The following is a 20,942-nucleotide window of genomic DNA, read 5'->3' on the forward strand; positions in this document are numbered from 1 at the left end:
TTGGTGGTTGCGCTCAAAATTGAACTCTCGCATTTACCTTTAATAAAGTTAATGAAACGTGGGCTATTTATAAGGGTAAAAAAACTGTAAATGGTAGGAGTAAGACTCTAGTTAAAACCACCAATGTGCAGAGTGCGCAGTAATGAATGAGATCGTGCAGATCGCCCAAGCCAACGTCTCCAACAACGCGAACGACGAGCCAGTAGGTGGGCCTCTGGTTATTGCACATCCTGACGCGCAGCAGAGCATCGTCACGCTTCTTGCGTCCGGCCAGCTGGTTGATTTCAGGCCGATCCTGAGCGAGGACATTTCCTTCATCAGGATCGGCAGCGACCTGCAGATGATTTTTCCTGATGGCGGAATGGTCATCATCCAGAGTTTCTTCGAAGGTGACGCCAATTCGCAAATCGCCCTGGTGGGAGAAGGCGAGACGCTCTCTATCGATGAATTCACGGCGCTCGCCAATCTTCAGTTTGCCGACGAGATTCAGACTGCAGCGGGCGAAACAACCAATCTTGCAACGGCTTTGGGTGGCCCGCAGGGAAGCGGCCAGACCTTTGAAGACGTCTCGATTGGGGACCTCGGCGACGGCTTGGGCTTTGGCGACCTTTTGACGGGCGAAGCGCCGGGCGGCGATGGCGCGGGCACGGACGACCTCTTATCCGGCGAAGGGCCGGAAAGCGATGGCAGCAGCGCGGACGAGACACCGGATTTGCCGAATTCGGCCCCTGTTATTGGCGGTGCGGTTGAAGTCTCGCTCGACGAGGCCAATCTGACCGACGGAACGGATCCCAATGGGGCCGGAGATCTTCCCCTGACGGCCACCGGCGATTTGGGTCTCAGTTTCGGCCAGAACGCCGGAACGATCAACGAGATCAGTCTCTTATTTGATCAGGATAACCTCCCGGCAGATCTGACGTCTGACGGCGTGCCCTTGGAACTGACCTTCTCGCAAAACGTAGCTTCTCCTGGCGGTGAGTTCTTGACCGCGACAAAGACTGACGGTTCGGGTGAAATTGTTTTCACTGTCGAGCTCATCATCACCGGCGATGTTCAGGATTTCGGCGGAGCGTACGAAATCATCCTTTATGAAAACCTGGATCATGACGGTGCGAACCAGGGTACTAGTCTGCCTCTGCTATTCGGCTTCACCGCCACCGATTTCAATGGCGATTCCGCAAGCTCCACACTGACGGTGACTGTGGACGACGATACGCCTGTGATCGCGGGTGATATCCTTGGAATGGTGAGCGAGGAGGCTGACGCGGATACGGACGCGTTTACCCCTGCAACGGCGATCGGTTCGCTTGGTATCAACTGGGGAGCGGACAGTTGGGACGAAGGCCAGGGTACGGTCTCCGATGGCATTGACCGTCAGGTCGCCCTCAACGTCACCGGCGGTGTTGCGGTGGTTACGACCGGCGGCACAGCTTTGACGTCCAACGGGGAAGCGGTTCTTGTCGTTATCACCGGCACGAATACGGACGGTTCGGTCACATCCATCGAGGGCCGCACCGCCGGTGACCGTCTTGTGTTCAGCCTGAGCCTTGATGATGGCTCTTCGGCTTCTGACGAAGGCAGCTACAGCTTCACCCTGCATGACAATGTGGACCACCTTGATCAGACCGGCTCTGGCGGTGAGGATGAAAGCGACGCTCTGACACTCAGCGCCGACTTCACCGCAACTGACAGCGACGGCGACAGCATGACCGGCAGTTTCGCCGTCGTCATCAACGACGATGTGCCTGATCCGCAGCTCGTACTTCTGGACTCGACCCCGACGCGTCGTGACCCTAGCCCCGGTACTGTTCGCGTCGATGAGACGTCCGACGGTGAGCAGCACAGCGACAATGTGTTCGATGAGACCACAGGGGAATACGATCAGGATGTGATCGATCTTTTCGCCAGCATACTCACCAGTGCTGGTGGTGTTGGCTCCGACGACGACCTTCTTCCATTCGGTCCCATCTATGCACGGGACACCGTGATTGATGTGGACGCGTCGCTCGATGCCGGTGCCGACGCGCCTATCCAGGATCAGACGCTTGAATTGGTGCTGGTGGATGCCGCAGGTGCCGATTCAACGGGTCCGGTTTCGTCCGGCCTCTACACAACGGGTGAAGCAGACACTGGCCCGGGAGAGGAGATCTTCCTCTTTGTGGAAGGCAATCTGATCGTTGGCCGGTATGATGCAATTGGCGCGACTGCGGACGCTAACGACCCGGCCGCTTTTGCCATAGCCATTGAAGATGATGGCAGCATCAGCATTGCCCAGTATGTGTCGCTTTGGCACGACGATCCCGATAGCTCTGATGAAGACATCGCGATTGGCAACGACAGCACGGTTAATCCAGGTTCGGTTTGGGCTCAGCTCACGGTAACCGACGCTGACGGTGATACCGTTTCAACACGCGAGGACATCAGCGACCGGCTTACCTTCGACGATGACGGGCCCGATCCCATTGAACCCAACCCCTTCGATCCTGTTGAAGTTAATGAAGCAGATAGTCTGGAGACCATAGTCAGCGGGCAGCTCCAGTTTGATCCGGGTGCCGATGGCGCAGTCGTAACCAACGCCGCAGTGTTCTCTGATGATGATGGCTTCGTCATCCGCGACGACATTTTTCTTTCCAGCTTTCCGTTGATTGAAGACACTGACTATTTAACGGTCGGCGGCGAACGGGTAACCACCGACGTAAGTACGAACACTGCCACCGGGGTGATAACAATCATCGGTAAGACGGAGACCTCACTGCAAAACGTCTTCGAGGTCGTCGTTCGGCCGGATGGCAGTTATGATTTCACGCAGCTGGCGGCTTTCGACCACCCCGATCCGGGGACAGGCGACAATGATCCCATTGATCTGTACTTGGACTTCACTGTCACCGATGGCGACGGAGATGTTGAAGGAGATCTGACGGATCCGCTAGGGAGCGAATTTTACGAAATCATCCGCATCACCGACGACGGACCGGAGCTGACAGACGTTGCGGTGACGGCGACGGTGGACGAGGCGGGTGCACCCGTCATATTCGACGACCCCGCGGTGACCAGCGCCGACGGTTTCGGGGCGTCCGTCGCCGTTTTTGAGAACTTTCTGCTGGTAGGGTCGCCGCGCGATGAGCGCAATGGCAGAGATTTCGGCGACGTCCATCTTTTCAATCTGGCCACCGGCGACCTCGTCCACACATTCGACGGCGCCGGTTTCAGTCGTGGCGGTTTCTTTGGTGGACCGCAGTTCGGCGTGTCTGTCGACATTGAAGAAAACCTCATCCTTGTCGGTGCTCCTTTCGATACCCAGGGCGGGCCCCGTCAGGGCGAAGCTCACTTGTTTGACGCAACGACGGGCAACCTGATCACGAGCTACGATGTGCCGTTGTTCAACGGGGCGTTCCGCCCCGGAGAAGCTCTGTTTGGCTCCGATGTGGCCATATCGGGTAATCTGCTGTTGATTGGCGCCGTCGGGGTTCCTGACGGGGGGACAAGAGGTGGGCAAGCATATCTGTTCGATGCCAGCAACCCGAGCAACCCGGATCCGTCAATTGTCATCAGAAACCCGAACCCTTCGAGAGAAGACCGGTTCGGCGATGCGGTTGACATCGACGGCGATTACCTTGTCGTCTCCGCCCCGAGCAATGGAACGTCCTCTGGCGAAGTGCATCTGTTCGATACCGCCGGCAACCACATCCTGTCCTTTACCGACCCCAGTCCGGTGAACCTGGACAATTTCGGGATTGATGTCGCGATCCAGGGCAATCTCGTGGTGGTTGGCGCGCGAGGGGACGACACCACCGCACTAAATGGCGGCCAGGCCTATCTCTATTCCTTCGATGTCACGGACCCGACGGCACCTACATCCCAGCTGCTTTACACGTTCGATGACCCGAATCCCGTGCAAGGTGGCTTCTTCGGTACTTCCGTCGCCATCGACGGCAACCAGATCATTATCGGCGCGTCGGCCCGCGACGCGGGTGGAAATGAAGGTGGCCGCAGCTACGTTTTCGACGCGACGACGGGAGACCTGATCCAAACGCTGGAGGACCCGACGCCGTCCTCATTCGGCAGAGACGACTTGGGTTCATCGGTTTCAATCGACGGAAACACCATCGCCGTCGGTGCGCCGGGAGACGCAACGCAGGGTTCGGAAGTTGGCCAGGTCTATGTATTCCAGGCCGGCGCAGGCTCCTTCATCGCCACCCTTGACCTCACGTCTACCGTCGATTTCGGCGTCGACGGCGGAGGTTTCGCGCTCCAGACGTTTGCAGCGCAGGACTTTGGTGCGCTGACTGCCGGCGGCACTCAAGTGCGCATCGTCTCGGACGGCACAACCATCAGCGGCTTCGTCGACGATGGCACGACCGATCCGGATAACGGCACGCTCGACGATGACGACACAATTCTCTTCACCCTGACGCTCGACGGAACAGACGCTGTCTTCACCTTGCTCCAGCAGTTCGATCACGGCACCGACGACCCGATCGCGCTCGAGCTCGGTCAGTTCATCGACGCCGTCGACGGCGATGGCGACGCAGTCACGCTGACCGGCCTGGTGACGGTGAATGTCGCCGACGACGTACCGGAAATCGTTGCAGCCTGCGTTGAAGACGGCACAATCAACGCGGATGTCCTGCTGACATCCAGCGCTGACGATAACACTATCAGCGGTTCGCTCGGCATCGATTTCGGTGCCGACGACGGCAACAATGGCAGCAACGCGACGGGTGACCGCTCGGCGACGTTCACCGATACAACGACCGCTGAGAACAATGTGACGGTGACCGACGGTTCGGGTACCGGCATTACACTTACGTCGAATGGCGCTACGGTAAGTTTTGACTTCGTGAACGGCACCCTTGTTGGCTACACCGGCGCCGATCCGGATGCCAATCAGGTCTTCACCGTGTCGCTCGACGACACGACGGTCGAATACACATTTACGTTGCTGGCCAATCTCGACACCCTGGCGGTCTCAAGCGCCGCGGCCAATGAGATCAACCTGACATTCAACATCACGGCGACAGACGGCGACGGCGACAGCGCCGCGGGCGAGTTTTCCGTGACCGTGACGCATACCGGGTTGGTGCGGGTGTTCGACGGCACGACGAACGCCCTGAAAGCGACCTACACCACGATCCAGGACGCCATCGACAATGCCGGCACCTTAGATGGCGACACGATCCTGCTCGGGCCTGGCACCTACGATGAAGACGTCACCGTCGACAAGGATTTGACGATCCTTGGCGCTAATGAGGGCGTTTCCGGAGACGATGCGTCGCGCGGCACGGAAAGCGTGGTCACCGGCTCTTTCACCTTTGACACAGGCTCAGAAGACAGCACGATCGACGGTGTACACATACTGCAGGATGCATCGGCAGGTACGACGCCCGGCATCTACGTCGTGGCGGACGACATCACCATCACCAATATGCTGATCGAGCGCACGGGCGGTTTCGCCAATGCGCGCGGCGTGCTTAACGAAACTGGCAACGCAGACGGGCTGGACGTCAGCAATTCAAAGATTTCGGGCTTCACGACCGGCATCTTCCTCAATCCGGGCTCGAATGCAACGATCACCGACAACGTTCTGCAAGACAACTTTGTCGGCCTGGCCAATGACGGTGCCGACGCTGATGCTATTTCCGGCAACAGCTTTATCGACAATGAACTTGAGCAGATCGGCATCGGTGTTGAGACCTCTGGCGCAACAGATGTCAGCGCGATCGTCAGCACAACCAACACCTTCTCCGGCGATGCGCCAGAGGTCAGCATCTACGATAACAGCGCCGGCAATGACGATATCACCGGAACGGGTTTCAACGACCAGGTTACTCTTGGCACCGGCGATGACGCGATCGACACCGGTGCCGGCGACGACACGATCTTCTGGACCGTCGGCGATGGCCGCGACATTGTCGATGGCGGCGCAGACACCGACATCTTTGATGTCACCGGCGATGCCTCCGCCGATGAGACCTTCTTCATCGAGACGGTAACCGACTACAACATCCGGACCGGCCTTGGCGGCTTGCTCGATGCCGACACGGAGATCGTGGTGTCGCGCAGCCTGGCCGGGCCGACCGGCGCTTCGACCGTCATCGCCGAACTCGACGGCATTGAAGATATTAACGTCAATGGCCTTGGCGGTGCCGACAACTTTGTTGTGTCCGGCGATTTCACCGGCACTGATCTCGATCCGACGACGATCACGATCAATGGCGGCGGCGATGACGATACCGTCGATGCGTCCGACATGACCAGCAGCCACAGCGTCGTGTTCAATGGCAATGGCGGGGGTGATACTTTCCAATCCGGTGCCGGTGACGACTTCTTTGATGGTGGCGAAGGCTCAGACAGCCTCTCCCTGACCGGTGATGCAGCGGACTATGTCCTGACTATAAATGTCGACGGAACAATCACGATCAAGGACACGGTCGACAGCCGGGACGGCGCCGACACGATCACGGACAGCGTTGAGGTCATCAATTTCGATGATGTGATGATCACCCTGACACCGCCTGACAGCACCACTTTTCAGAACTATCTAGACGCCCTTGAGGCGGCGATTGGAAGTGGAGGCGCTTCGTCCGATTATGTGCGTGTTCTCGAAAGTGGTTCCGATTTGCTCGTTCAATTCAATTCAGCCGGTAACGGCTTGGATGCCGATTTTGCGACCGCATACACCCTGGCGGGCGCGGCCGACCCGACCATCGTAGCGTTCGCCACCCTTGGCTTCTCATCTGGAGGCGAGACCTACACGATCAATGATGCCGGTCTGCTGGTGACAGTCTCCGACCCGATCATTCTCGATCTTGACGGCGATGGCACAGAGCTTCTGGGCGGTCCGGTGGCCTTCGATATTGACGCCGACGGAACAGCTGAGACCATCGGCTGGGTTGGCCCAGATGATGGCATGCTGGTGGTCGATCTTGACGGGTCCGGAGCCATTGAAAACGGATCGGAAGTGTTCTCCGAAGTTTTCAACGGTGGTTCCTTTGCGGACTCTCTGGAAGCACTCGCCTCGCTCGATGACAACGGTGACGGCGTGATCGACATTCAAGATGCCGCATTCGGCGACATCAAGGTCTGGCAGGATGCCAATTCCGACGGCATCAGCCAGGCGGGTGAACTGCAGAACCTGTCCGAACACGGCATCTCTTCGATCGACGTCGACGCCGCCAGGGCCGAGCGGACCGTCGACGGCAACACGGTCTTCGCGGAAGGCACCTACACCAAAGTGGACGGATCTGAGGGCGCCTATGCCGGCGTGAGCTTCCGCGCCGCTAACGATGATGTTGCCGACACCGAAGACACCAACCGGCAGTCCGCGGTCATCGCGGCCGGGGTTGCGATAGTGCTCTATACAGCGACCGCGGAAGAGGTTGCAGCAGGCCTTGCTTCTGTCGATATCAAAGGCGATCCGTCTATCGGCAGTGTCGATATCAGCGAAGACTTCACGGTGACCTACACACCGGTTGAAGGATATGACGGCAAGGATGCGGTCGAACTTGAGCTGGTCTTTGCCAACGGCACCACCGTGACGCGCTCGATCGAACTGGATGTCCAATCGGACGAAACGGCTCTGACGACCTCTTCCATTTCCGGGAGCTCAGAGGCGCCCGGAACTGTGGCTGACAACACGAACACGTCCGACGATGACGCTGGCGCACCTGAAGCTGCGGCCACGGTGACTGTCAGCGGATCCGTCATCACCGGCGACGACGGTCACAACATCCTGGTTGGCACCGACGGTGATGACATTCTCATCGGTGGTCTCGGATCGGACACGCTCACAGGTGGCGCTGGTGCTGACACATTCGTGCTCAATTCCCTGGCCGAAGCTGACATCATCACCGACTACCAGTTCGGAGAAGGCGACAAGCTCGACCTCGGCCAGCTTCTGGCCAATGCCTTTGGTTCAGCGGTCGATGCGGCTGAAAACATCCGCGCCCAACGCGGTGAGAATGGCGAGGTTCGCATCGAAGTCGGCAAGGAAGGAGATCACGCTTGGCAGGAAGTAGCGACCCTTCAGGACCACGCATCGATTGGCGATACGGTTCGTGTGGTGCTCGACACCGAGGGTACGGAAACAAACATTGCCGTCCACGCGGCTTAAGACGGCATCATGGGCTCCGGAATTATTTGCAACGCTGATCAGTCTCTTCGAGTGGTCAAATTGGATTGTCAATGCTTGCACGAGTCAGCACTCGCACCCTTTATGGATCGGATTAGTTCGATTTCGCGGGTTAGAGACGTTTAATTTGCAAAATCGCTCGACGCGTTTGTCTGCCACCTTTCAATCGACAGCTCTGCGTGAAACCGCGGTGCGCCTGACTGCGTCAATCGATCTCCAAATGCTGCTATCGGTTGCTAAAGCGTTGCCCTCCGAAGCCAGGAGAGCATCTGGGATTTAGTCCAGATCAAATCTACGGCTAAGTTTCGGAGCAATGGTCAGGGTTTGGAGACAGAAGTGTCGGTCTGCAAACCCATGGTTCTTGCATTCGCAGGCTGGAAAATTGTGGGGTTCAGATCTGTTTCATTTGTTTTGACGAAAACAGTGGCGTGGGCTAGAGGAGGTGGACTCTCAGTGCTGGGTGAAATTTTCCACTGGCGGCAATATACCGCGAGCGCGACCCGGTTCGAGTGAACCAAAAGAAACCGAGGAAATTTAGGGACTTACGGTGATAGTCTGTATGGGAGAGAATGGTGTAATCAAGCACAGGCCTGATTGTTTAGATGCCATGAGATCCTGTAAATTGATAGGTTAGATAACAATGACAAAACCCCCAAAGTTCGCCTTTCTCAAAGCGCGCTGGCATGCAGAAATCGTCGATCAAGCTCTCATTGGGTTCCAGGAAAGACTTGATGAGTCCGGCGTAGACGCAAAGCTCTCGGTTTTTGACGTTCCAGGCGCGTTCGAGTTGCCGCTGCTTGCGCAAAAGCTGGCGGAAACCGGCGAATATGATGCGATAGCGGCTGCTGCTCTTGTCGTTGATGGCGGCATCTACCGGCATGATTTCGTGGCAGCTGCTGTCGTTACAGGCCTGATGGATGTCGGATTGAAAACCGGCGTTCCTATTCTGTCAGTGTCCCTGACACCACACAATTTCCAGCCAACCGACGACCATATCAATTTCTTCGCTGAGCATTTCGTCAAGAAAGGACGAGAAGCGGCCGATTCCGCCCTGGACATTGTGAAGCTCTATCAGGATCTGGACACACCTGCCGCGTAAGTTGCCGTGTGATTTTTGCCTTTGAGCATCAGGACATGATTAAGCCGCCGTCCACGTTGATTGTCTGGCCGGTAATGTAGGTGGCGTCCTTGCTTGCAAGGAATGCTACCAGACCGGCCACGTCACTTCCTTCGCCAGCGCGCTTCATCGGGATATTGTTCTGAACCCAGTTCTCCATCAATTCGCCGGGTCCGAAATTGCCAAGCATCTTGCCCCAGATCCGATCGTTGTAGTCCCACATGTCGGTTCGGATGATGCCAGGGCAGATGGCGTTCACCGTGATGGCTTCAAGTGCAACTTCCTTGGCAAGGCTTTGGGTCAGCCCCATAACGCCGAATTTCGAAGCAGCATAATGTGGTGTGTAGATGAACCCGTCGCGGGCCTGTCCCGAGGCGGTGTTGATCAACCGTCCACCGTTGCCCGACGCCCGCATGTGGCGGATGGCCTCCTGACAGCACAGGAAAACACCTTTGGTGTTCACCTCCATCGTCGCATCCCAGTCCCGCTCGGTCAGATCCTCAACCTTGGCTATGGTGATAATGCCGGCGTTTTGAACAGACACGTCAGTCCCGCCGAATTCACTCTTGGCAAATTCGTAGAGTGCCGCGACCTGCTCCTTGTCAGTTACGTCGCAGACAAAGCCCCGGGTGTTCGGACCAAGTTTGGTTGCTGCCTCCATCACCTGGTCTTCGACGGAAGCGATGACGACATTCGCGCCCTCGGACACGAAGCGCTCAGCAATGGAATATCCGATCCCTTTGTTGCCACCTGTGATGACCACGCTTTTGCCCGCAAATCTGTCCATTACATCTGCTCCGATAAGGTCTGATCTTGGGCGTCAGATACCAGACGCCCAGCTGTGAATTTGTCTGTCACGAGAAGGTCTATGACACCGGCCTTCAATGCGCCTTGGATGGCGTGGGTTTTGGACTGTCCGCCGGCAAGCGCAATCACCCTGTCGATCCGGGCAAGCTCGTCCAAGGTCATGCCGATGACACGTTCGTCGAGAGGTGTTTTCACCGGATTTCCATCAATGTCGAAGAACCGCAGGCTGACGTCACCAACCCCGCCCGCCTCCTTCACTGCGGCGAGTTCTCGCGTGGAGAATACGTTGCCGCTGCGTGCCAGCATACTGGAAGGTTCTACCGCGCCGATGCCTACAATTGCGAGGGTGACTTTCTCAAAAAGATCCATTGTTTCGCGCACATAGGAGTCCCCCGATAGAACAAGTTTGGCTTCGCGCGATTGTGCAACACCCGGGGCACTCAACAGAGATGCCTCGGCACCTGTGAGCTTGGCCAAGCGGGTCGTAAGTTGGTTGGCGTGGATCTGGACTGTGGGGTCGCCCATGCCGCCGAGTGTCTGCACGACAAATTTCGCCTTGCCGGATTTCATTGGATGAATGTTGTCCACCATCTTTAAAATCGTTTCAGACCAGCTTGAAACACCGATGATTTCGCCTGGCTGCAACGTTGCCTCAACAAAGTGCGCCGCTGCCTCGCCAATCCGCGCCATGATCGCACCGTCTCTGTCTTCTGAACACTCGACGACGATTGCTTCGGACAGACCGAATTTGCTGCGTAGACCCGCTTCCAGATCAGCATAAGTGCCGGAAGGAGCCACAACAGTGGTGCGCACGATTTCCTCTTCCTGCGCACGTTTCAACATTCGCGAAATCGTAGCCTGCGAGATCCTGAGATGATTAGCGATATCGGCTTGGCGTTGATTTTCCACGTGGTACATCTGAGCAACGCGCGCAATCATTCGAAGTTCGTTTAGCCGGGACATTCGGTGGACCTTTTGAGGACAGATAGTGAATATTTATTCACTACAACCGGAGTGTTGTGCGTGCAATGGCATCTCGCCATTCAGCACGTAATTCCTTTCTTTCCCTGTTCGTAATCCCTACCTCGATGGGTTGGTCATGAGACATTAGGCTTCTCAACGCATGCAGATCAGGCCAAAAACCTGTGGCGAGACCGGCAAGGTATGCCGCGCCGACGGCCGACGTTTCAGAATTCTTGCAAGGCGTTACCGGGTGCGAAATCAAGTCGGCCACCAATTGCATCAGGAAGCCGTTTTCGCTCGGGCCTCCATCGACAAAAAGCCTTCCTACATTCTTTCCTGCTTCTGAGATGACATCAAAAATGTCAGCTACCTGATGAGCCATGCTATCTGCTGCGGCCCTGGCGATATGAGCAGGCTCAGACACAAATGACAGGCCGGAGATCAGTGCACGTGCCTGCGCGTCCCAGTGAGGCGCCCCAAGGCCAACATGGGCCGGCACCAGGCAGACGCCATTGGCGCTCTCGACAGTATGCGCCAGGTTGAGCAGTTCATCCACATTCTCTAAACCCAGGATTTTCGCCGCCCAGGGAAAAACCGACGCACTGACCAGAATGTTGCCTTCAAGAGCATAGGTCGCCTGGCCGTCAAGTGACCATGCGATGGTCGTCGTCAGTCCCTTCGGTGGCAAAACAAATTCAGGGATCGTGGTCATGATCGACGAGCCTGTGCCGAAGGTGACTTTGCCGTCGCCATGTTCGAATGCGCCGTGGCCAAACAGGGCAGCATGTGAATCGCCGATGGCAGAAGAAATAGGAATGCCCTCAGGCAACACGCCAACATCCCGGGTTTCACCAAAGACATGGGCGGAATCCCGAACTTCAGGCAGTGAAGCCGGGTTTACACCGAACAAATTGCAAAGACCGTCGTCCCATTTACCCAGAGCAAGATTATACAGTTGTGTGCGCGCTGCATTTGAACGGTCGGTGGCATGTACGCGACCGCCCGAAAACTGCCAGATCAGCCAGCTGTCCACCGTACCAATACAGATATCTTCGATGCCTGCTGCGTGATGCTCCAGAAGCCAGGCAATTTTTGTTGGCGGAAACAGTGGATCTAGCGGCAAACCGGTGCGTGCGATCACCTCCGTTTCATGCCCCGCTGCTTTCAGGTCTGCACAAATTGCTGATGTTCTGCGGCATTGCCAGGTCAATACCGGCCCAAGTGGCGCACCCGACTTGCGATCCCAAATCAGAATCGATTCACGCTGATTGGAAATCCCGAGGGCGAGTACACTGGCGTCTGGAGCTTGGTCGAGGCATTCCGAGATCGCGTCTTGAGTTGCAGTCCATATCGACAAAGCATCCTGTTGAACCCATCCCGATTGAGGATGCTGGATCGGCACCGGCGCAGTTCCTGAAGCGATTATCTCTCCGGATAGCGACACAAGCACGGCTTTGGAATTCGTCGTACCTTCGTCAATCGCAAGAATGACATCACGCGACACGGCCTATCCTTTGCGCTTCAACAGATCAGCGGTACTTCCGGCAATACCCTCTGGTGACATTCCGAATTCGTCCAGCAGAAAATTGGCTGACCCTGTGGGCGCAAAGATACCCGGAACGCCAAGGCGTTTCATAGGAACCGGGCATTCGTCCACGACAACCTCTGCGACTGCACTGCCAAGCCCGCCATACACCGTATGCTCTTCGCATGTGACAATGGCACCGGTCTCGGTAGCTGCATTGACGATTGACGTAGTATCGATTGGGCGCACCGTGGCCATATTCAAAACGCGCGCCGATATCCCTTGCAAGTCGAGCATTTCCGCCGCAATCATCGCCCGATAAGTCAAAGTTCCGTTGGCGATGATGGTCACGTCCGAGCCACTGCGCAGCAGATTGGCTTGCCCTGGTTTAAAAACGTGATCTTCCGGGAACAGGTCCGGCACGCCAACTCTGCTCAGACGCAGGAAAAGACCACCTTGATAGTCTGCAGCCCATTTGATGGCCGCAGCTGTTTCATTTCGGTCTGCTGGCGCAACCACAGGGACATTGGGGAGGGCACGCACCCAGGCAAAATCTTCAATCGAGTGGTGTGTGGCGCCCAGTTCACCATAGGCAAGACCGGAGCTGATGCCGACCAGTTTCACATTCGCTTCAGAGTAGGCGACGTCTGCTTTGATCTGTTCCAGCGCACGACCGGTCAGAAACGGTGATGCGGCGCAAACGAACGGTATCTTTCCGCCATTTGCAAGTCCGGCACCGACACCAACCATGTTCTGTTCGGCGATGCCGACATTGATCAATCGGTCCGGAAATTTGTCACGAAATCCTGCAAGTTTGGACGATCCAACTGAATCGTTGCATACTGCAACAATGTGTTCATTGGCTGCTCCCAGTTGTTCCAGTGCTCCGACAAACGCATCCCGGCAGTCATGCAATTTGGCTGTATCGAAGGTTGCATTCATGGCGCCGCCTTTTCCAGTTCAGCCATAGCCTGTTTGTACTGGCTTTCGTTTGGTACCTTGTGGTGCCAAGCCACATTGTCGGACATGAACGAGACACCGTGTCCCTTGTTCGTGTGAGCAACGATACACTTTGGCTTGTTCGTCGTTATTGATACTGAAGCGAGCGCTGCGCAAATCTGATCCATATCGTGACCGTCAATCTCCTCTACGGTCCATCCAAAGGCTTCAAGCTTGGGTCTGAACGGTGCAATGTCATTGGTTTCTTCAAGACGCGCACCCTGTTGCAGTCGGTTGTGATCGATGATCAGTGACAGGTTTCCCAATTGGAAATGCGCAGCACTCATGATTGCTTCCCAATTTGAGCCTTCTTGCATTTCACCATCGCCGGTAATCACGAACGTTCGCCAGGATGCCCCGCTTAGCTTTGCGGCCATTGCCATGCCAACAGCAATGGGTAACCCGTGCCCCAACGGACCGGTATTGGTTTCCACACCCGGGACTTTTGTGCGGTTTGGATGCCCGTTCAGCCGTGAATGAGGTTTCAGGAAGGTCGAGATCTCATCCTTCTGAATAAATCCCTTTTCAGCCAGAACTGTATAAAGCGCGAGCGCGGTGTGGCCTTTGCTCAAAACGAACCGATCTCGGTCCGGAGCCAATGGATCATCCGGATCAACGGACATGATCTTGAAGTACAAGGCCGTTAGCAGATCAATGACTGAAAGCTCTCCACCGATATGTCCTGCCCCTGCATCAAAGACGGCTTGCAGGTCACGTCGTCTGATGCGGTTTGCAATTGTTTGAAGATCATGCGTGTTCATCGTTGGCCTGTGTATAAAAATTCACATGCAAAAAAACATGCAAACAAAGCGAGTGTCAAGCGACTTCCTAATCCAGTCGGCAGCTCAATGGTTTGGAGAATTTGGTTTGTTTGCCCAATTGACAGGCGAAAAAGAAGCGGGTACGAAATAAATATCGCACATGAATAAATATGCGATACGGGAGGATAACGAACTAATGACGACGTCTACCGAGTCGGAGGCAAAGCCGAAATATTCGGATTTTTTTTCGCTCAGCGGGGCGACAGGGCCTTTGATCGGGCTTTTGGTGCTGTGCGCATTCCTGTCTTTTGCAACCGACTCTTTCCTTTCCTTTCGGAATTTCCTGAACATTGCCGATCAGATTACGGTTCTCGGCATCATGGCTGTTGGTATGACTTTCGTCATTCTGATCGGCGGTATCGACTTGTCAGTCGGGTCGATCCTTGCCTTGTCAATGATGGTGCTGGGGTACCTCAATGTTGAGGCCGGCCTGCCCATGAGCGTGGCCATCACCGGCGCTCTGCTGTCGGCGGCCCTGGCTGGTGCCGTGTCGGGGCTGCTGATAACCGAGTTTAAGGTTCCCGCGTTCATTGCGACCTTGGCAATGATGTCGATAGCGCGCGGACTTGCGAACATGATTACCAATGGATCTCAGATCATCGGGTTTCCGACCTGGTTCAACTTGGGAGCCATTATCCGGCACTTCGGATTTCTGACTGTAACCGTAGCGGTCATGCTTGTTGTTTTCGCAGTCGCCATGCTGTTTCTGCGGTTTCGTGAAGAAGGCCGATCTCTTTACGCGATCGGGGGCAACCCTGAGGTGGCCCGGCTTGCGGGCATCAACGTCCGACTTACCACGGTTATGGTCTATGTCGTGTGCGCCGTTCTTTCAGGGCTGGCCGGTATTTTGCTGGCCGCCCGCCTGGACTCGGTGCAACCAAGTTCGGGTGTCGCTTATGAACTGGATGCAATTGCTGCAGTTGTGATTGGAGGCACCAGCCTGTCCGGTGGAACGGGAGGAGTGGTCGGCACGATCATAGGCGTCCTGATTATCGGCGTACTGCGCAACGGTCTCAATCTTCTCAGTGTGTCTCCGTTCCTTCAAGCCGTCATTATCGGTCTTGTCATCGTTCTGGCGGTGGCCGCCGAAACCTTCAAGCACCGTGGTTCACGATGAGTTCCGATGACACCAACCCCAGGTTTTCAAAGTTTTCAAATGGTCCGAATGCTCGGACTTCCAAAGGTCCAACAAAATGAAACGGACCACCAAACCAGGAGGAGATACCATGAGAACCAGTTTTAAGAGCTTGATCGTCGCAGCCGCGATGGTTGCGACATCAGGCGCCGCCTTTGCCGAAGGAATTGGCATCAAAAAGATTGGCCTCGCGGTACCAAATCTGCAAGCTGACTTCTTCAACCAGATCAAGCTTGGTGTTGAAGGCTATGCCGGCAAACTGGGCATTGAGGTCATTGTTGTCGATGCAAAGAACGACACTGCCACTCAGGTGAGCCAGGTTCAGGATTTGATCACCCAAGGCATTGACGCGTTTATCTATATTCCTGCCGGTGCCGCTGCGGCCGCTGTTCCGACGCGTCTGGCACGCGCCGAAGGCATACCCGTTATCAACGTCGACCGCGAGCCGGACGGCGAGCCGGGTGACACGGTGATTTATGGCGAAAACGTTCTGTCCGCCTATCAGGTCTGCGATCACATCATTGGCCTTGCAGACGGCAAAGGCAAAATGGTTGTCATCCATGGTCAGAAAGGCACGACACCGGAAGTTCAGCGTTTCGAAGGCTGCAAGATGGCCATTGACGAGAACCCGGGCGTAGAATTGGTGGCACAACAGTGGAGCCAGCAGTGGTCTCCCGACGAAGGCTTTCAGATCGCTCAGAACATGTTGCAGGCCAATCCCGATATCAATATCATTTTTGGTCAAGCCGATGGTCTGGCAATGGGGGCTGCAAAGGCAGTAGAAGTTGCAGGTCTTGCCGATCAAGTCATCATTGGCGGATATGACGGCGACGGTGCTGCGCTGGAATCGCTGGTGGCTTGTGACACGCCTTTCATCGTGACGGCTACACAAAGCACGCAGGCTATGGGTGTTCTGGCTGTTAACTCCGCAATCGCAGTTGCCAATGACGCTTCGGTGCCAGCACGTCAGATCCCGAACGCTGTACTGACAACGTGTGAAAACGCGGCGAAGTTCGTGGAAAAGCACCCGTAAGAAACCCTGCCTGCCTAGGAAAGCTGAAAGCGCCAAGACCATGACGGCTGAAGAGTCCACGCCGCTCCTTTCGCTGAGGAATGTTCGAAAGTCCTTCGGGCCGATCGAAGTCCTGCACGGAATTGATCTGGACATCAAAGCTGGTGAAGTTGTGGCGCTTCTGGGGGAAAACGGTGCAGGCAAATCGACGGTTTCGAACATTATCTCCGGGACAATTCTCCCAAGTTCCGGGGAAATGAAGTGGCAGGGCGCGGTCTTCGCGCCCGCCAGTCCACGTGAGGCGATCGACGCCGGTGTCGGCATGATCCATCAGGAGCTTCTGCTCTTGCCGCATCTTTCGATTGCCGAGAACCTTTTTGTTGGCCGCTATCCCAAGAAGGCTGGCGTCGTTGATCGCAAGACCATGGAACAACGGGCTCATGCGGGACTACAACGTCTTGGTCTCGACATTTCACCTCGGCGTCTTGTGCAGGGCCTGTCCACTGCCAACCAGCAATTGATAGAAATCGCAAAAGCACTGACGCTCAACGCCCGGCTTTTGATACTGGACGAACCGACTGCAGCATTGGGTGGAGATGAAACCATCAAACTGTTCGAGCAGATCGAACGGTTAAAACAGGACGGCGTGGGGATCATTTATATTTCGCACCGGCTTGAAGAGATCAAACAGATCGCCGACCGCATTGTTGTCATGCGGGACGGCTCCAAGGTTCAGGAATTTGAAAACGCGGACGTCCCGGTTCGCACAATAGTTGAAGCCATGGTGGGCCGCAGCCTGGAACGTATGTTCCCTCCGATTCCCAATCCACAAGACCGCACCGTGCTTGAAGTCCGTGACCTGTCCTCGGGGCTTGGAAGCTTTACGGGCATCAACTTCGATGTCGCCCGGGGGGAAATACTCGGCATTGCCGGACTGGTGGGAGCGGGCCGCACGGAGCTCGCGCGGGCCATCGTAGGTGTCGATCCGGTCTCAAAGGGGCAGGTCCTGCTTGATGGAAAAGACATTTCGCCCCGAAAACCGCGGGATGCCATCCGCAATGGCATTGTTCTGGTGCCGGAGGACCGCAAGCAGCAGGGCCTCGTGTTACCGCATTCGATCGCTGAAAACTTCGCGTATGCGAATATGAACCAGGTGGCCCGGAAAGGTTGGGTTACCAGAAAACGCGCCCGCGCATTTGCTGACGGTGGCATATTGAAGTTTGGAGTCAAAGGGCAAAGCCATCAGAATGCCGACGAACTATCGGGCGGGAACCAGCAGAAGGTGGTGATTGCCAAATGGCTTGCCCGAAATCCGCGTGTAGTTGTTCTGGATGAACCGACGCGCGGGATTGACGTCGGCGCGCGCTCTTCAATTTACGACATTATAGTCGGTCTGGCTCGGGAAGGTGTCTCGGTCATAGTGATAAGTTCAGACCTGGAAGAAGTGCTTGGAGTATCCAATCGCGTGATGGTCATGGCTCAGGGCAAGCTTTCCGGAATATTGAACCGGGGCGAGGCAAACGACGTCTCGGTCATGGAACTGGCAACGATGTAGCAACGAATGGCGAAAGAGCGAGAAGGCTTCCCATGTCGACTATGAACCTGAATACACCGGCGTTGTTCGATCTGTCTGATCGCACGGCACTGGTGACTGGTGCCGGCAGCGGCATCGGTCAGAGGATTGCGCTTGGCTTGGCGCAATGTGGAGCCGATGTGGCGCTCGTGGACCGCCGCTCCGATGGCGGCCTTCAGGATACTGCGAAACTCATCGCGGCAACGAAACGTAAGTCCATTCAAATCACGGCAGACGTGACATCGGCAACGGACTTGGCCGCAGCTGTGGAGCGCACCGAAGCGGAACTCGGCCCGCTTCGCCTGGCGCTCAATGCAGCTGGCATCGCCAATGCCGAGGCTTGCGAAAGCATGAGCGAGGAGCAATATCAAACGTTGATGGACATCAACATGAAGGGCGTTTGGCTTTCCTGCCAGGCCGAGGCGCGCGCCATGCTGGCCCATGGGCACGGTGGGTCAATCGTCAACATCGCCTCAATGTCAGGTGTGATTGTGAACCGGGGCCTGATGCAAGTTCATTACAACGCCTCGAAGGCTGGTGTCATTCACATGTCGAAATCCATGGCTATGGAATGGGTCGATCGCGGCATACGGGTCAACTCGATCTCTCCAGGTTACACAGCCACACCAATGAACACACGCCCGGAAATGGTGCATCAAACCAAGGATTTCGAAAGCCAGACGCCGATGCAGAGGATGGCCGATGTCAATGAAATGGTAGGACCGGCAGTGTTCCTTTTGTCCGATGCCGCCTCCTTTTGCACCGGCGTTGATCTTCTCGTCGACGGTGGGTTTTGCTGCTGGTAGTCTGTGCAGCCTATTGAGGTTATTCTTCGCTGCAATCGGTGCATTTGATTGCTCGATAGCTTCTGGTCTTGTGAGAGCGTGCATAACACAGCGAAACGACATTGCTGCCAATGATCGATGAGCTTGGAAACTGCCGTTCACTTGTTAGCCTGCATCCCTCACCAGAGCTGAACTTCGCGTCAATCTCTTCCAGCTTGAGACGCTTTTTTCCGAGCTTTGATCCTCCGATTTACTGCACATAACGTCGGACTGCTCAGGTTGGGCTGATCATTTTTGCGGATGCCGGATTGATCCATGAGGGGCAAAATGAATTTGGAAGTCCTATCTTAGATGCTCGACCCAAATTGGCAGATGTAAAGTTCTGTTTGAGTTGGTAAAACGAAGGTCGGCAAATCGATAATTTTTGGACTTCATATGGTGCAACGAACGTATGAACGGGTTGTTTCTCTAATAAAGAAGAAGATTGAGGACGGCGATTATAAACCTTTGAGCCGCCTCCCTGCAGAACGAGAACTGGCGTCTCATTTTGACGTCAGCCGCACAACCGTTCGTGAAGCTCTGCTTGCTTTGGAAGCCGCACGGCTCATCGAGATACGCGATCGTTCCGGTGCGTATGTCATGCCCAACCAAAATGATGACATTTCGCTTTTGCAAGCGATCAAGAGCACTCCTGGGCCTTACGAAGTGCTGCAAATGCGCAGGCTTATAGAAGGTGAAGCCTGTTTTTTAGTAGCGTCAAACGCATCTGAGCAAAGTCTTTCCCGTATTGTTCAAGCCAACAAGGCCAACGCTGCGGTCCCTCCGGACGATACTCCCGAGTTTCATGAGGCAACCCGCGCTTTTCACATGAGTATCGCCCACGCCTCGGAAAACAGCCTTTTTCCTGAACTGCTCGACTTTCTTTGGGAGCAGAAGAGCGGCAAGCTGTGGGAGGGATGGTATCGCGGAACAAGGTCGTTGAAAAACCGCTTGAAAGTCGTAGACAACAACCAGGAAATTACCGACGCGCTGACGGCGCGGCGCCCGCAGGCTGCCCGTACGGCAATGCAATATCACATTGACTGGATGATTGCCCGGTTCCTAAGCTATTGACGACTGGCGGTCACAGATCGTCTTCAAATTCTGACATGAGCAATTTCAGGCGGGCGAGTTTGCTGTCTCTACGCTTGAAAAGTTCCTGCGCGTCCGTATCGCCATAGTCGTAAAATCCACTGCCAGCCAGAACGCCGCTGCTTCCGTCGGCCAGCTTTTCATCCAGCTTGGGTGTCCCGGTTGGCTTGCCCGGCGGCGTATAGAGACCCGTCGCATGAATATCGCGCACAACCTGAAGGCCGGTGTAGTCAATCTTTTTGAACTGACCCATGAGGCTGAGACGCTGAGACAGGCCAAAGCGTAGGGCATCATCGATATCGACAATGTCGGCAACACCTGTATCCAGAAGCCGGAACACTTCGCTTTCAATCGCCATCTGGATGTTGTTGGCGATATAGCCCGGAACGAATTTCTTGAGCAGAACCGGTTTCTTGCCAATTCCGCGCAGAAAGCCGACCATCTTTGTCGCGACCTCTGGATCGGCAACAGGTGATGGCACAACGTCGACAAGATCGATCAGGTAAGGTGGCGTGTACCAGTGGACGATCAAGGAACGCGCGCGCAAGGCTGGCGGTACAAGCGGGAAGATATCAAGAAATGAAGTGTTGCTGGCAAGGACAGCGTTCTGACCGGCAAGTGGTTCGAGCCTGCAGTATAGTTCCTGTTTGACATGAGCATCCTCGACGACTGCCTCGACGATGAGATCGGCTTCAGCAACAGCTTCATCAAGCTCATGGCTTGTGCTGATGCGGGTGAGCGCTGCTTCTGCTGAAGTCTTTTCAATCAAGCCAAATTCGACGAGGTCGTCCAGCAACGCTGGTAGCCGTCCTTCAGCCCAGTTCAGACGTTCCTTTGAAATGTCCTGCAGAATAACCCTGCATCCGCCAAGAGCGTGCACAAGACCAAGCGCATGGCCAAGAAGACCCGCACCGACGATTGTCACATTGTCATAGGTTGTCAT

The 20,942-nt window shown here is 55.6% G+C and carries 13 protein-coding genes; 7 read left to right on the forward strand and 6 right to left on the reverse strand.

The window, feature by feature from the left end:
- Nucleotides 1-142 precede the first annotated feature (142 nt).
- Both FIV00_RS08935 and FIV00_RS08940 read left to right on the forward strand, forming a co-directional pair.
- On the forward strand, nucleotides 143-8,113 hold the full coding sequence (locus FIV00_RS08935; RefSeq protein ID WP_152500421.1) for a DUF5801 repeats-in-toxin domain-containing protein: 7,971 nt from the start codon (nucleotides 143-145) through the stop codon (nucleotides 8,111-8,113).
- A 658-nt stretch (nucleotides 8,114-8,771) separates the two neighbouring features.
- The gene (locus FIV00_RS08940) at nucleotides 8,772-9,230 is read left to right on the forward strand and encodes a 6,7-dimethyl-8-ribityllumazine synthase (RefSeq protein ID WP_152500422.1); all 459 of its coding nucleotides are present in this window, start codon (nucleotides 8,772-8,774) and stop codon (nucleotides 9,228-9,230) included.
- 28 nt (nucleotides 9,231-9,258) lie between these two features.
- Here the strand turns inward: FIV00_RS08940 and FIV00_RS08945 are convergent, their stop codons facing one another.
- The 5 genes from FIV00_RS08945 to FIV00_RS08965 are packed head-to-tail and all read right to left on the reverse strand — an operon-like array spanning nucleotide 9,259 to nucleotide 14,303.
- Complete coding sequence (locus FIV00_RS08945; RefSeq protein WP_152500423.1) at nucleotides 9,259-10,035, reverse strand: SDR family oxidoreductase; 777 nt, start codon at nucleotides 10,033-10,035, stop codon at nucleotides 9,259-9,261.
- Complete coding sequence (locus FIV00_RS08950) at nucleotides 10,035-11,018, reverse strand: sugar-binding transcriptional regulator (RefSeq protein WP_152500424.1); 984 nt, start codon at nucleotides 11,016-11,018, stop codon at nucleotides 10,035-10,037. The genes FIV00_RS08945 and FIV00_RS08950 overlap by 1 nt, the downstream gene beginning before the upstream one ends.
- Nucleotides 11,019-11,058: 40 nt before the next feature.
- Entirely contained in the window at nucleotides 11,059-12,522 is a 1,464-nt protein-coding gene (locus FIV00_RS08955; RefSeq protein ID WP_152500425.1) for an FGGY family carbohydrate kinase, read from the reverse strand.
- A gap of 3 nt (nucleotides 12,523-12,525) precedes the next feature.
- Nucleotides 12,526-13,485, reverse strand: coding sequence for a transketolase family protein (locus FIV00_RS08960; RefSeq protein WP_152500426.1), 960 nt, complete (start codon nucleotides 13,483-13,485; stop codon nucleotides 12,526-12,528).
- The gene (locus FIV00_RS08965) at nucleotides 13,482-14,303 is read right to left on the reverse strand and encodes a transketolase (protein ID WP_152500427.1); all 822 of its coding nucleotides are present in this window, start codon (nucleotides 14,301-14,303) and stop codon (nucleotides 13,482-13,484) included. The genes FIV00_RS08960 and FIV00_RS08965 overlap by 4 nt, the downstream gene beginning before the upstream one ends.
- A gap of 196 nt (nucleotides 14,304-14,499) precedes the next feature.
- On the opposite strand from FIV00_RS08965, the gene FIV00_RS08970 reads away from it, so the two are divergent.
- The 5 genes from FIV00_RS08970 (at nucleotide 14,500) to FIV00_RS08990 (ending at nucleotide 19,981) form a co-directional block, all read left to right on the forward strand.
- Nucleotides 14,500-15,480 carry an ABC transporter permease gene (locus FIV00_RS08970; RefSeq protein ID WP_152500428.1) on the forward strand — a complete coding sequence of 327 codons (981 nt, stop codon included), beginning with the start codon at nucleotides 14,500-14,502 and terminating at the stop codon, nucleotides 15,478-15,480.
- Nucleotides 15,481-15,589: 109 nt separating this feature from the next.
- A complete protein-coding gene (locus FIV00_RS08975; protein WP_152500429.1) occupies nucleotides 15,590-16,531 on the forward strand; it encodes a substrate-binding domain-containing protein in 942 nt (313 codons plus the stop codon).
- A 40-nt stretch (nucleotides 16,532-16,571) separates the two neighbouring features.
- Nucleotides 16,572-18,065 carry a sugar ABC transporter ATP-binding protein gene (locus FIV00_RS08980; RefSeq protein ID WP_152500430.1) on the forward strand — a complete coding sequence of 498 codons (1,494 nt, stop codon included), beginning with the start codon at nucleotides 16,572-16,574 and terminating at the stop codon, nucleotides 18,063-18,065.
- 32 nt (nucleotides 18,066-18,097) lie between these two features.
- Nucleotides 18,098-18,889 (forward strand): SDR family oxidoreductase, encoded by a 792-nt coding sequence (locus tag FIV00_RS08985; protein WP_152500431.1) that lies wholly within the window; start codon nucleotides 18,098-18,100, stop codon nucleotides 18,887-18,889.
- A gap of 414 nt (nucleotides 18,890-19,303) precedes the next feature.
- Nucleotides 19,304-19,981: a FadR/GntR family transcriptional regulator gene (locus tag FIV00_RS08990; RefSeq protein ID WP_152500432.1), complete on the forward strand. Its 678-nt coding sequence runs from the start codon at nucleotides 19,304-19,306 to the stop codon at nucleotides 19,979-19,981.
- Between the two features lie 10 nt (nucleotides 19,982-19,991).
- Here the strand turns inward: FIV00_RS08990 and FIV00_RS08995 are convergent, their stop codons facing one another.
- The gene (locus tag FIV00_RS08995; RefSeq protein ID WP_152500433.1) at nucleotides 19,992-20,942 is read right to left on the reverse strand and encodes a 3-hydroxyacyl-CoA dehydrogenase family protein; all 951 of its coding nucleotides are present in this window, start codon (nucleotides 20,940-20,942) and stop codon (nucleotides 19,992-19,994) included.

Origin of the sequence: Labrenzia sp. THAF82 (assembly GCF_009363435.1) — a bacterium.
In the GTDB taxonomy this organism is placed as follows: Bacteria; Pseudomonadota; Alphaproteobacteria; order Rhizobiales; family Stappiaceae; genus Roseibium; species Roseibium porphyridii.